Genomic DNA, 14,241 nt, shown 5'->3' with positions numbered 1-14,241 from the left:
TACTATTACTTTCAGCATCTTGCTGATAAGATACTGGTAAAAGTACGCGATTTTACACTGCTTTTTTAGTTGACGGTAACCCTAAAATGATACACCCCCGACCCAACGCTATATACCACCTCTGTCCCTTCTTTCCTCACAAAGTGTACATCTTTCACCTGCTTCACCGGCTTGCCATCAACAAACACACTGCCAGCAGAAGCCGCAGGTAAATAAACTGTTGCTGTGGTATTCCCGGGGATCTCCGTAGTAAGCTCAAATACGCCGTCCTGTTGTTTCCATTCACTCCTGATCACTCCGTAGAGCGACTGGTAGCTTGCTTTTGCAAAGGTAATGCCGCCAACAGGCCGGGGGTGTATGATAAGCTGCTTAAAGGCATTGCTGCTTTCTGCCTGGTCTATTCCTGCTATAGTATTGTAAAACCATTCCATCAGGTGCCCCAGCATCAGGTGGTTGTTGGATACATTACGATAAGCCTGCCAGGACTCTGTTAGTGCGGTGGCGCCATGTTCCAGCTGGTAGCCGTACCCGGGTACATCGGTGCGTGCATTCACCTGGTAAATGAGATCGGATTTGCCGGCTGCCTGTAGTACACGTAACAGGAAGGAGTGGCTGATTTCTCCAACGGTGATACTATTATTATGCTGTTGTATATCTGTAACAATATGGTTGACCACAGCGGCTTTATCCGGTGATGGTACCAATCCTATGTAAACCGGTAAGGCATTGGCTGCCTGGCTGCCACTGATATATTGTTTGGTGGTTTTATCGTAGAAGAATTTATTGAAAGCCACTTTCACCCTGGCCATTTGCGCCTCGTAGCGACGAACATCGTCATTATACCCCAGCACGGCGGCGGTTTTGGCAAGGATGCTCAGGTCGTAGTAGTAGAATGCTGTAGCGGTGTTTCCCTTGGGCGTATTCTGCGATTCTCCCACACCGTTGGGGCCAATGTCGAACCAGTCGCCGAGTCCGAAGCAGATGGTATCATTGACTGATTTGCTTGCCAGGTACCCGACATATCGCTGCATCATGTGGTAGTTGTCGCGGAGCATTTGTTTATCGTTGTACCACCGCCAGGCATTCCAGGGTACAATGACTGCGGCGCTCCCAAATTCAGGTGCATCGCGGAAACCGCCAACGAATTCCACATATTCCGGCGCAATATCAGGAACCATTCCATTGGGAAGCTGGGCCTCCCGCATGTCGGTTGTTATTTTGCGGAGCAGCCTGGCAATGTCGAAGTTATAGGAGATGGCATTTCCCATCAGGTGTGCTTCTTCGAGCCAACCTAGTTTTTCGCGGTGCGGACAGTCGGTGAATACACTGGCCATATTGCTTTTCACGGCCCAGTTGATTAACCGGAAGATCCTGTTGAATAAGTCATAAGAACAGCTGAAATTGCCTGCAGTGGCTGCTGCATTACGGGTATGCCATCCTGCAATGGCCTGTACTTCCGGTAAGTGTGAAGGGTTACTTTCGCCGGCAGGTACAGCTCCTTCCACCTGGAGATAACGGAAACCATAGTACGAAAATAGCGGATGCCATTGTTCAGCACCTTCTCCTTTCAGCGTGTATTGGTACAGGCAGGGGCCACCGGAGGCTTGTTGTGTGACGGAGCCATCTTCCGCCACCAGTTCTCCGGGCGTTATTTTCACGGTGCTACCTTTGCTGCCGGTGACAGCAATAGCCGGAATTCCGGACGCATTCTGGCCAAGGTCGTATACCCACACGCCAGGACGCGGTTGATACACTTTTACCGGTTTTAGTGTATCCATTACCTTTAGGGGATCTGCCTGCTGGCTTTGCAGATTGGCGGGACCCTTTACCACGATGGCTGCTTTCCAGGAGCTATCGTTGAACAGCTGTTGATCCCAACCGGCCTGCTCCAGCCCCGCGTTGTAGTCTTCACCGCCATAAATGCTGGAGTAAACTACCGGCCCCGGTGCCGTTTTCCAGCTGGAATCACTGACAATGTTTTCATGGCTGCCATCTTCATATTCCAATAGTAGCCGGCATATCAGCTTAGGATATCCGAAAGCGCCTTCCAGTTTGCGGTAACGTTCTTTGGGGATATGATAAAATCCGTTTCCCAGCATTACACCCAGCACGTTGCTACCAGGATTGATTTGTTTAGTGAGGTCGAACGTGACATAGAGCGCCTCTTTATTGTATTGTGTCCAGCCGGGATCCAGGAAATGATCACCTACTTTGTGGCCATTCAAGCTCAGCTCAAACTGGCCCAGCCCCGAGATATACATGGTGGCCTGCTTCAGCGGTTTTTGCACAGAAAATGCTTTTCGTAACAGCGGCAATATGTTCCGGCTTTTGGCATTGGCAGTACGTTGTTGTTGATTATCTCCCGCCAGCTCTTCAAATGCAATCCAGGCGGCATGGTGCCAATCAGGGGAATCACGCAGCCCCATTTTCCACGTTGCCGGTTCACTCCAGGCAGAGGTTTGTCCTTTGTTATCCCATACCCTGACTTTCCAGTAATAGGTTTTGGCGGGCAACAGCGGTTGCCCGGAGAAAGGAACCTGTATCGACTGTTCCCCCGGTTGACGCCGGGAATCCCAGATATTACCTGTGTTTTTCTGCAGCAGATCCGGATCGTCTGACACCAGCACCTGCCAGGCCGTTTGCAGGACGCCGCGTGCGGCGGACACCAGTTCCCATGATAAATAGGGGTTGGCATTGGTTATTCCCAACGGGTCTTTTTGATATTCGCATTTCAACTGAACTACACGGGTACTGTCTTTCCCGGTAGCATTCACATGGTTTACAAAGAGAAGGCATACTACTGCCAGTATATATCTTAACATGGATGCTCGTTACTTTTTATTTTCTAAAACAACCCGGCTGATGGCATTTCGTTTTCCCGGCGGCGCCACAACAATGGTCTGAAAGGTTCTCTCCGTAGATCCGTTAAGGTGAGAAATAACGTTAAGGCGTATACGATATGTTGTTTTAAACGGGTGTAAAGTTTCATAGTAAACCTGGTTTTATGTGCTTATTTCCCGGGATGGAACCGGGTATTGTTTTCATACCAGTTAATGCCCTTTTCGCGATGTACGGGTATCACTGTATACATCAGCTTGGGTGGTTGTTGCCAGTCTTTCATCGGGTCAAAACTGCTGAGGGGAAGTTTCACCAGTACACTGTTCCAGCCTTTCTTTACCTTTACGGCGGCAGGTGGGCGGTAGTAGAAGCCTTCATCTACCAGCGGGTCTTCCAGTCGCCCCGCTTCCCGCCCTGGTAGCGCCCATACGGGTGGTGGAATCAATGTATTATTCAGCCATATACGGCTCTTCATATAATCCCATTCTCCTGCCGGTGGAGTGGCATCTGCACCAGACCTGGAAAGATCTTTCAATTCAGTAAACAGGGTTAGCGTCGTATCACTATTGCTCCAGAAACGGGTGTATGCATACCAGGTAGTATTTTCTTTAGGGGCTGACAACCACGCAGTGGTGCCCATAAAGGAATGGGTATGCCAAAGCCAGATGGTGCCGCCGGTCACCCGCAACGTGGCTGCTGAATCGGCTAGCGAGGACTGTTTTTCTTCCGGCCAGAAAGCAGTGGTTAGCACTCCTTTATTTTCAAATGGGCCAAATAGTTTCCAATGTATCCCGGTTTGTTTTACGTACTGGAACGGTAGCTGTGAAAAGTACTGATGCTTATGAGCCAGCAGTCGCGCTTCAAATGCAGCAAAGTCTTTCGCCCTTTGCGCACTGTCTTCCCCAATATAAAACAGTACCCCGGGATATCCGCCACCGCGCCAGCTGCGTTCTGCAAAGGCTAACATCGACGGATATACGGGCGTCATCGAGAGCAGGTCTGTTTCCCGGGCAGCGCGACGGTCGCTCCACAGGCAGATCTCCGCGCCCAGTATGCTTTCATCTCCCCGTGTACGTTCACCTATCTGCCGGTTGAAAATTGTCACCACACTATTTTCCGGATCCAGGTCGCTGAGGTAAAGAGAACGGGAATCGATATATTTTATAGATGGATTACCGATCTTCTCGTCCCGCCAAATTTGCCGGATGGTGCTGCCGGGATCTCCACCCGGCGCCCAGGTAATTACTTCTTTACCATGGCGGTGAATAATTTCCGCTATGTGCGGCAATAAATTTTTGTTGGTGATATCTACTTCATCGGCTCCCATATGAATAAACGGAATATCGTAGGTGCCGGCCACTTCATCCATCACTTCGGCGATAATCCGGCTTCCTTTAGTATGCTGCATATCTTCTCCGGTAGCCCTTCGGAAAGCGGCACTATGGCCTGGAATATCGATTTCCGGTACCAGGATGATAAAACGGTCTTTACAATATTGAACCAGTTCTTTCACGTCGGCAATGGAATAAAACTGTCCTTTATTCCTGGTCATGGTTTCCGGGGCAGTAAGCTCCGGATGCCCGGTCACCTGCAATCTCCAGGCTACGTCTTCAGTCAGGTGAAAGTGGAAAATATTCATTTTGTAGCGTGCCATGATATCGATCTGCTGCTTCAATTGTGCAACAGACTGGAAGTTCCGGCCCACATCTACCATATAACCTCTCCACCGGTAGGCAGGATAATCTGTGATGTTGCAACCCTGCAGGGTATGACGTGTAGTGATGAGCTGATATAAGGTTTGCAGCCCATTGAAAATACCATGAGGGGTATTAGCGGAAACGACTACACGTTTTTCAGTTACGGTTAAATGATAAGCTTCTTCTGGTAAATAAGCAGCGGGTACCTGGTTCAACTGTAGCTGAATGGTGTAATCGCCGCTGGCGGCAGACTTTACAGGTGCCTTCACACCATGTACCGCCAGTACCTTTGCCAGCGTGCGGGCCTGTGCGACCAGGGAATCTTCAGCGGCCACTATCTCCCGGCATTTGCCCAGCGAAAACTGTTCCGCCGTCCATGTTACCGATTGCGGCAGTGGTAGGAGTGCAGGTTGTTGTTGGGCCTGTGTCTGGCCAAAAACTGACAGCAACAAAATAAGAGTTGGAATAAGGTAAGATGATTTCCTGGTATACTGTTTCACTTAAAATATTTTAATGTTGAATGGATTGGTGCATGAAGACCACATGCGTTATCTATCTCCCTAAAAATTCCTATGGTGTACCGGTAACATAATCAGTATAAAAGGTATCTATGCTCATGGAATCAGGTAGAAAAACGGTACGGTACCTGAAGCTGGTACCGGGCTTCAGGTACCTGATGGTCGAGGTATTCCTGCTTACCGGGAAGCTGTTTATCTGTTCAGCATTCTGAACATCGGTATATTTTAGCTCGGTGGCAATGGCGCCATTGGAGATATCCGCGCTGCTCCACGTGATCACCACTGAATCAGGATAAAGCACAGTTCCCAGCACCACACGGGGAAGGAGACCAGACTGGTAGATCTCTCCGTAGCTTGTTCCAAATACTTCTGTGGGCACGGACGAGTGCCCCTGGCCATCATAAGTTTTGATGATAAAGGAATAAGTTTTTTCCGGAAGATCAGGGATGATACAACTGATAGTATCTCCGGCTGGCGGAACGGTGACACTGATAGAATCTGTATAGTTGTTCCAGAAAATTTTTGCGGTCACCACGCTGGGGTCTGCATTTCTCAGCCACGTGATCTTCGCCCGGTTACGACCGGAATGTACCTGTGGCTGATTGGCTTTCCCGGTATAGAAGATCCCATCCGGCACCACAAATTTCTTATAAGTGCTATCCATTTTTTTGCAGGCAGTTAATGCCAGCAACGCCAGGCATAACATGGGAATATAGTGAGATGTTTTTTCCATTTTGATGGTTTTAAATTTTCGGAATCAGGGTACGATTTGTCCCCATAGATCAATTTCCGCGATAACAATAGCCGTTGGCGAATCATATGCTTCGAGTGTTTTGAAACGGATATACCGTACTGCCGGAAGCAAATGATCGAAGGTGAAATCTTCTCCATGAAACCAGGCGTAATTCATGTCTTCCGCTGAGTTGTTGCCCATCGGTAAGCCGGAGGGCTTAAACGAATTAAAGGTGCCCAGCAGTTCCCAGTTTGTCCAGCTACCGTCGGGGCTGGGATTATTGGTGCCCCATAGTTCAAACCGCTTCACCGCGCCGGCGGCATAAAGATGATCATACCTGAACTGGTGTTCAATGATCCGGCTGAGTATCACTTTTTTCCCGATATCAATGGTAAACCACTGTGGTATGGTAGAAGCATTGGTAGAGGCAAATACGTTGTCGTACCAGTCTATCCTGTTATCCCACAGGTGATCGATGGTCAGGTTGAAGTAGGGTTGCCAGGTATCGGTAGGCAGCTTCAGTAAATTCCAGGTATTTTTCGGAATAGACACTTCGTATATGGGTTTCAGTGGTTTGATCAGCGTATCTGATTTATTATTCCACCGGTCTCTTACAAATACGGCGAATCTTCTGGCGGTGGTATCGAATCCCCTGACGGAGAAATTACCGGAAGGAGCGGCAGTATAGAAGGTGTTGATGGTGGTCCAGGTATTTTGCCCGGTGGAGTCGAGCATCACGGTAATGGCGAGGTTATCTTTCGCTTCATTCTGGAAAGAGATCTGTATGCCGCCGAAAGTAGCCGCCATTTGCAGCGAGGCAAAGGTGGTGAGTACCGGAGCCCGCAAGGGTTTTACAGATATCTCTACCGGTGCGGATGCTTTTTCATTCCTGCCAACGCTGATGAGCTGCACTTTATGTGTGAGGGTATCGCCAAAGCCTGCCAGATGGAGGGTATCTGTAAAATAGGAGGCTTTGGTTTCCCGTATGTTGCCCGGCCTTGTTTCATATACTGCTTTTACATAAGACAGGTGTGGATCTGTTGGCAGCTTGTAAGTAATTACCGCGCCACCTGGCACGGCAGTTACCCGTACATCGTTTATCTGCGCCGGCGCCGGTGCATTGGGATCTGAGTATTCGATCCGGCCGTCTTTTTTACAGGAGAGGCACCAGAGCAGGAAAATGAAGACGAGGACGATATGTTGCAATGATTTCATACAAATGATTTTGAAGCAATGGATTTACCAACCGATGTTTTGCACTAAACTTCTGTCGATGGAAAGAGAATTTTCGCTGATAGGCCAGAAATAATTCTTTAGTCCGAACTGCTGACTGAAAATATTTTTGGGCCTGTAATAAGTGGCTGCCAGCTCCTGGCTAACATCCCAGCCTTTAATGGGCCGGTTCAGTACTGTTTGCGCTTCTTTCCAGCGACGCAGATCCCAGAAACGCTGGCCTTCGAACGCCAGTTCTATGAGTGTTTCCTGGTGGATGATGTCTCTCAAACCCCGCTGGGTGGTATGTTTTGCGGGGTTATTAGAGTAAGTGCTCCAGGAGGAGGCTACTGATTTTAGTCCTGCTGCGTCTCTCACCATATCCAGGTATTGCAGTGCTTCGGCTGCTGGTCCGTTGGCTTCGTTCAACGCTTCAGCATACATCAGGTATAAAGCAGACAGCCGCATAATAGGCCAGGGATAATAGGTAACGGAATAATCGTTCCCGGTGCCGATGACGTTCTGGAAGTGAATGGGTTTTTTCAGGTAGTAGCCGGTCACCGTACCAAAGTTGGGCTTACCGCCGCCATTTTGTTCATGGTGTTTAGCCCGCAGGTAAAAGAGATCGCCAGGTCTGCTGTCGTCATATCTTCCCTGGCCATACATGATGCCGCCATCAAATCCCAGGTCGGCATAGAACCGCGGTTCCCTGTTGAAGTTCAGGTAAGCCGAGGTATAGTCTTTTCGTATATAGAGGGCGTCGCTGTCGCCAGCCGTCTTCAATGTATAGCGATGGTTGTAGTCGTAAGTTTTATCTTCCGAAATAGGGACGCCATGGTTGCTATAAAACATTTCGGCGATATGCAGTGGAGGTGATAGCCATCCGCGGATCCAGGTGATGTCGGCATTGCCGGGATCCCAGGGAGTGGAGATCAGCCACTGGAGATTGGAAGAATTGGTGAGTGTATTGGCCCAGATAATGCCGCTATTCCATCTTTCACAGAAAGCATTCCTGATACTTAGTTGTGTGGTGATGGTATCAGTAAGCTGGTACTGTTGGAAATCAGGGTGGTATTTATAAAGGTGCATGCCAGCCTGGTGACAGGCATCTATGGCGCGTTTACAGGCAGCCGCGGCGGAGTCCCATTTTGTTTTTGAGAAAACGGTGTTGAAAAGTTGTACCCCTTCCTGGCCTTTGATGCCGCCTTCATCAGCATTACCGTTGAACAGGGGGCTGGCAGCATACACTAATACTTTTGCTTTTATGGCCAGGGCAATAGGCTGCGTTACACGTCCCAGTTCATTGGCAGGGTCAATGATGGTAGGTGGCAGATCACCGATCGCTGCATCGAGTAATGACACCATGTAAGCGAAGCAGGAATCCACGGGTGCACGTCCCTTGTTTATTTCGTGACCTTCTGCATTTACCGGCACATTGGTTTTTAAAAGTGGGATGGGGCCATACATTGTTACGAGACAGAAGTTATAGTATGCTTTCAGGAATTGTGCTTCGGCAATCCACCTGCGTTTTTCCGGTTCCCTCAGGTCAGGCACCCGGCCAACATTTTCCAGGAAGATATTACAATCACGCAGCGCCCTGAAATAATAGGCCCAACGGTCCCCAATGGGCGATACTACATTCTGATATCCCTGTGCGATACTAAAATATCCGCCCTCTGTAGCAAACCTCCACAATTCATCGCCACCCACCATGGCAGGGTCGTTGTCGAAGTCACCATTCCTGGGGAGATACGAATAGCAGGTAAACAGGTACTTCTTGGCCTGAATGCGGGAAGTAAAAGCATTGTCCAGGGTGGCCACATTATCGGGTACCACGTCCAGGAATTTAGAGCAGGAGCAGCACAGGCATAAGATCAGCCATAAGCAAGCCCTTTTAATTCCACTATCTTTCATGGTAAAATTTATTTTATCAGTTTATCCGGTGGCAGGCCGGCGATTAATTAAAGTTGATATTCAGTCCTATGTTCACTACGCGTTGTACCGGGTATCCAAGGCCGTTTCCGCCCATTTCCACATCCCACAGCGTGAACCGGCTGAAGTTGAGCAGGTTGGTGGCGTTGAGATAAATGCGGCATAGCGAGGTATGCATCTTTTTCTGCCAGCGCTTCGGTAAGGTATATCCCAGTTCAATTTGTTTCAGGCGCAGGAAGGTGCCATCACGCATGAACCAGGTGCTGGGCTGTGCATTGTTCCAATTGACATCAGGACTCAATCTTGGCCAGAGTGCATGCACATCCTGGTGTTCCTCCGACCAGTGACTATCTGCATATGCTTTCAGCAACTGGTTTTGCTGGGCAAAAGGGGAGGTGGCAGCAGGATCTATCCAGAAAGATTCATTGGCTAATCCCTGGAAAAATGTAGAGAAATCCAGGTTTTTATAGCCCAGGGAGAACCCGAACCCGTATACGATCTGAGGTACTGTAGGATGACCAATGGGTACCATATCAGCTTCTGTGATCTGTCCATCGCGGTTTACATCCAGGTATTTGATATCACCACCGCCGTATTGACCAAAGTTTTGTTTGGGGGAGTTGAGGGCTTCCGCATCGTCTACAAATAATTTCTCCGCGATGTAGCCGAAAACCTGGTTGATGGCCTGTCCGGCGCGATACCGATACGCTTCAGCATATTTGGGCTCTTCATAATTTTTGTATTTGCTGGTGGCGTAGGTAAAATTACCCATCACAGAAGCCCAGAAATCATTCCGGAAAAATTCTTTGTAGTCGAGCGACAAATCCACGCCACCCGCAGTAGCTACGCCTACATTCGCCATCACCGGAGCCGCAAACCCTGCTGATTCAGGAATAGATTTCCGGGTCATCAGGATATGATCGCGGTATTGAGAATAGTATTCTGCTGTAAAATTCAATTTGTTGAACAGCCCCAGATCCAGGGCGATGTTTTGTTGTTTAGCGGTTTCCCAGGTGATATCCGGGTTAGCATACCGGGAGATAGAAATGCCGTTAAGGCTGTAAAGGGTGCCGGGATCACGCCCGAAGACAGCGCCTTTGTAGCCATCGTTCATATTTACATTTGAAAGGTAGAAGAACCTGTCCTGTGGTGAACCGATGGCGTCATTTCCAATGATGCCGTAGGTTGCCCGTAACCGCATATTCGTGATCACGTTATTGACAGGCTTCATGAATGATTCGTTGGAAACGGTCCATGCCAGCCCGAAAGAGGGGAAGAAGCCGAAGCGATGGTGCCTGTCGAACCGCTCAGACCCGTTATATCCAAAGTTAAACTCTGCATAGTAACGCTTATCGTAATCGTAGGTAAGCCTGCCGGATAAGCCCAGGTTGCGGAAGGGGAGCGACTGCTGCAGGTCGCCGGCATTGGCGTTCAGGCGACTTTGCGCCATGAATACCAACATGGCGCTTACGCCACTTTTATCGAAGCTGCGGTCGTAATTCAGGCGTGACTCCAGGTAGAAAGCGGTGCTGATAGTTTTACCACCTTCGTTATAGCCAAGGTACTCCGTGCCATCATTGGGATTGATATTAGTAGTAAAAATGCTGTTTGATAATTTGTCGTAGGCATCCAGTTTATACCAGAATGGGTTGTAGTAGCGGCTTACTTCAAAGTAAGAGGTCCGGTTGGTATTCATCATAGCGCTGGCCGTCAACCCTGGTGTGATAGCTTTCAGGTTTTGTTTCAGCTCCAGTTGTGCCAGCATCAGGGAGCGGGAGTAATTCTTATAGCCTTTCACCATGTCGGCATAAGGATTAATATACTGGCCCTGGTCGTAGTTACCGAACATAATATGCTTTACATATCGGTGCGCATCATCCACGGGGTAAAATGCCGGGAACAACACGGGGTTGGAGCGCATTACTTTTTGGAACATGGAGGTGCCGCCATCGAGCGGGCCAGTATAATCGTCGAAGTTGCCGCTGAGACGTACTGTCATTTCCGTTGTACGGGTGAGGTTTACATCCACATTGGACCGGAGGCTGTAGCTATTGAGTCGGATATTGTTATTGAAGTTGTTACGATGGTCTACTTTCATAAGGCCATTATCGCGGTTATAGGCGCCGGATACATAGTACCTGGCCACACCACCGCCGCCGCTTACACTCAGGTTGGCGCGTTGGTTGGAGGTATAGTCTTTAAACATGATTTTTCTCCAGTCGTTCGCCGGATAGGCGATCGCGTTAGTACCTGCGGCGGTATTCTCAATTTTCTCTTCAGAGTAGGGGAGAATGCCCAGGGGATCCCGGGTAAGCACTGCTTCATTGCCCAGTTTCATATAGGTGACGGGATCAGCGAGTTCAATATTCCGGGTGGGGGCAGAAAGGGAGTTTTCTATGCGGAAAGCCAGGTGGGCTTTCCCGATCATGCCTCCCTTGGTGGTGACCAGGATCACGCCGTTGGCGGCGCGGGAGCCATATAATGCGGTGGCGCTGGCATCTTTCAATATAGAAAAGCTGGCGATATCATCAACCTGCAGACGGGCAAGGTCGGTAGTGGTGAGCTCGATGCCATCAATCAATATCAACGGATCTTTCTTATACCCGAAAGTAGTGACCCCGCGGATAAAGAATTGTGCATTGTCCTGGCCGGGTTCCCCGCTTCGTTGGAAAGCGATTACACCGGCGGCTTTGCCGGCCAGTGCGGTGGTCAGGTTACTGGACGGTACTTTCAGATCGGCTGGCCGGATAGTAGTGACAGAGCCAACTACATCACTGCGTTTTTTGGTGCCGAATGCCACTACCACCACATCTTTCAGTTGACTGGATACAGACTGTAAGCTGATGTTTAAAGTAGTTTGGAGTCCTACTTTTACATGCTTCTCTATGTAGCCAATGTAGCGGAAGATAAGGGAGTCGCCGGCTTGCGCCTCAATAAAGTATTTTCCCTGTTCATTGGTGGTGGTACCGCGCGAAGTACCCATTACCTGGACAGTGACTCCCGGGATAAAGGAATTGTCGTCTGATGAAGCCACTGTTCCGGTGATGATACTGCGCTGCTGTGCGGATAGCCGCAAGCATTGCAGTAATACCAGCAGCAAAAAGAATAACTGCTTGTAACGTGGACTTTTTTTAAAGAGGACAAAGAAGTGGCGGCGCGTTAGTGATAACGTCGAGTTTTTCATTATGCTTTACTGTTTGCATTTAATGTAAGTAGTGATAGGCGTCTTCAGTTGCCAGTGGCCAGTATCCGGCAATTAAAGGAACGTTGAAATTTATTTTGGTTGATATTGAATGCCTTTTCTATAAAACTTCACGCTGGTATTTATGGATTGTATAAAACAAAATTCTTTCAAATAAGGCGAACAAACCAACACTTTAGAAGATATTACCTGCACTTTTTTGACCATTTTTCAGAGAAGAAAAGACAAAAGAGTACCTGTTTGAATAGGAGTGTTGAGAGAGAAAGCAACAGGCGCATTCATATAGCCTAGGAGGGGAGAGACGCCAAAAATCCCGCGACCAGCGCAGGATTTATAGCTTTAGTTTATTGTAGTGATGTTAGTCCGCCAATATCCTGTCAGCGGTTCATTGTTTCCGTGTTTCTTTACCAGGGTATTTCTCCTGTTCCAGGATTATTTTCTTCGCTAAAAAATTTCCCTGTTGGACCATCATTATCAATCAGTGCATATTTTACGATCCGCTTTCCGGCATCTTCCACCGTTCCGGGACCACGATGTCCATTGAAGTCTGTTTTTGTATATCCCGGGCAAACAGCATTTACTTTGAAGTGGGTGTTTTTTAGTTCATACGCCAAAACAACCGTGTACATATTCAGGGCTGACTTTGAAGAAAGGTATACGGCGCCTTTGTAGTCGTAGTATTTATAGGTTGGATCGCTGTGCAGGGTAATTGAACCCTGGCTTGAACTTACATTGACAATACGGGGGGCCGGTGAATTTTTCAATAAATCAATAAATGCCTGTGTAACCCGCACCACGCCGTACACATTGGCATCAAATGTTGCTTTAAACTGGTCAATAGTTGCATCGAGTGCTGTTTGTGGGTAACCGCCATAAATACCCGCGTTATTAATAAGTATGTCCAGCACTTTTGTTTTTTTACCTATTTCTTTACGGGCTTTAGCGACTGATTCGTCATTGGTAATGTCAAGCTGAATTGCTTCTACGTTGGTAAATCCTTTGGCTTTTAATTTATCAACGGCTTCTGCACCGTTTTCTACATTACGACTGCCGAGGTAAACATATATTCCTTTTTGGGCGAGTTGCTGTGCCACTTCAAAGCCAATGCTTTTGTTGGCTCCTGTTACTAATGCAAATTTCATTTTTGTGAATTTTATGAAGCAAAAGTAGTGGGCCAAAAACTAGCGGGAATGGACAAATCCCTTTATTTCCCCGACAAATCCTGCCTGGGCGAAAAATCACTGGCGCTTTTCCCGGTGCTCTTTTTGAAGAGGCGTGAAAAGTAATCCGGGTCGTTAAAGCCCAGTTCATAGGCCAGTTCTTTGACAGAAATATGGGAATAACGCAATTTCCTCTGGGCTTCTGCCATCAGGCGGTTAATAAAATAATCCTTAGGTGATGTGCCGGCGTATTCTTTTACAATCCGGTATAAGCTATTGGTTGATAACGCTAATTTTTCCGCAATGGCGTTGATGGAAGGCTGTTCCGTAAGATGCGTTTCCACCACCAGTTTGAACTCGACAAACTTCGAAAGGTTGTTGTTTACAATATTAACGGCTTCTTTGTTTTTGAAATAGGCGCTGTTTAATTCTGAGAGTAAGGAGTTAATGTAAGCTAATATTATTTCAGTATCGGTCTCATGTTGATCTGAATAAAGTATTTGGTTTAATATACCAAAAACGGTTGTCACCCTTTCTTTGGCGGCGCCGTCAAGCACTATGGTCTGTGCGTTTAGCGGGTTGACCAGGAAGGGGAATTGTTGCGGCAGCAGGGCCAGTGTATTTTCATCAAACAGCAGCTTGAAATATTTCAGGTCGTCTGTTTTGGCAGGTGGCGTAAACAGCTGGTTAGGCATTGCAAAAAGCAGGTGCCCATCAGTCAGGGTAAAGTCTTGCAGGTCTATGTTGTAGGTAATTGAACCGCTTTCAATTAATACAATAAAATAAGAAGATAACCTGCGGGGCTCCGGCAGTTTTTTTTGACCATCAGGAGAAAGATAAGGATTGTCGTTTGAACGAACCTTTATTCCCAGCTCATCATGGGGTAAACCTTCATTTTTCCCTTTTTGTTCCTGCATATTATTTGCTCAAAAGTTTGTAGGATGACCGC

At 48.1% G+C, this 14,241-nt stretch carries 9 protein-coding genes; all 9 read right to left on the bottom strand.

Annotated elements, in window-relative coordinates; all coding sequences use genetic code 11:
• Positions 1-65: 65 nt before the first annotated feature.
• Positions 66-2,822, bottom strand: coding sequence for an alpha-L-rhamnosidase (locus J7623_RS22860; RefSeq protein WP_291924751.1), 2,757 nt, complete (start codon positions 2,820-2,822; stop codon positions 66-68).
• 23 nt (positions 2,823-2,845) lie between these two features.
• Positions 2,846-2,989 (bottom strand): hypothetical protein, encoded by a 144-nt coding sequence (locus J7623_RS22855; protein WP_291924750.1) that lies wholly within the window; start codon positions 2,987-2,989, stop codon positions 2,846-2,848.
• A 21-nt stretch (positions 2,990-3,010) separates the two neighbouring features.
• The gene (locus J7623_RS22850; protein WP_291924748.1) at positions 3,011-5,035 is read right to left on the bottom strand and encodes a beta-N-acetylhexosaminidase; all 2,025 of its coding nucleotides are present in this window, start codon (positions 5,033-5,035) and stop codon (positions 3,011-3,013) included.
• A 70-nt stretch (positions 5,036-5,105) separates the two neighbouring features.
• Complete coding sequence (locus J7623_RS22845) at positions 5,106-5,786, bottom strand: DUF4998 domain-containing protein (RefSeq protein ID WP_291924746.1); 681 nt, start codon at positions 5,784-5,786, stop codon at positions 5,106-5,108.
• Between the two features lie 24 nt (positions 5,787-5,810).
• Positions 5,811-7,001: a DUF5000 domain-containing lipoprotein gene (locus tag J7623_RS22840; protein ID WP_291924745.1), complete on the bottom strand. Its 1,191-nt coding sequence runs from the start codon at positions 6,999-7,001 to the stop codon at positions 5,811-5,813.
• Positions 7,002-7,025: 24 nt separating this feature from the next.
• The gene (locus J7623_RS22835) at positions 7,026-8,912 is read right to left on the bottom strand and encodes a RagB/SusD family nutrient uptake outer membrane protein (protein WP_291924743.1); all 1,887 of its coding nucleotides are present in this window, start codon (positions 8,910-8,912) and stop codon (positions 7,026-7,028) included.
• A gap of 43 nt (positions 8,913-8,955) precedes the next feature.
• Positions 8,956-12,114, bottom strand: coding sequence for a TonB-dependent receptor (locus tag J7623_RS22830; RefSeq protein ID WP_291924741.1), 3,159 nt, complete (start codon positions 12,112-12,114; stop codon positions 8,956-8,958).
• A gap of 422 nt (positions 12,115-12,536) precedes the next feature.
• Positions 12,537-13,274, bottom strand: coding sequence for an SDR family oxidoreductase (locus J7623_RS22825; RefSeq protein ID WP_291924739.1), 738 nt, complete (start codon positions 13,272-13,274; stop codon positions 12,537-12,539).
• Between the two features lie 62 nt (positions 13,275-13,336).
• On the bottom strand, positions 13,337-14,209 hold the full coding sequence (locus tag J7623_RS22820; protein WP_291924737.1) for an AraC family transcriptional regulator: 873 nt from the start codon (positions 14,207-14,209) through the stop codon (positions 13,337-13,339).
• Between the last annotated feature and the right edge of the window lie 32 nt (positions 14,210-14,241).

Origin of the sequence: Chitinophaga sp., assembly GCF_017745275.1 — a bacterium.
In the GTDB taxonomy this organism is placed as follows: domain Bacteria; phylum Bacteroidota; class Bacteroidia; order Chitinophagales; family Chitinophagaceae; genus Chitinophaga.
The sequence above is the reverse complement of the archived record's forward strand: the minus strand, read 5'-3'. Positions and strand labels throughout refer to the sequence as shown.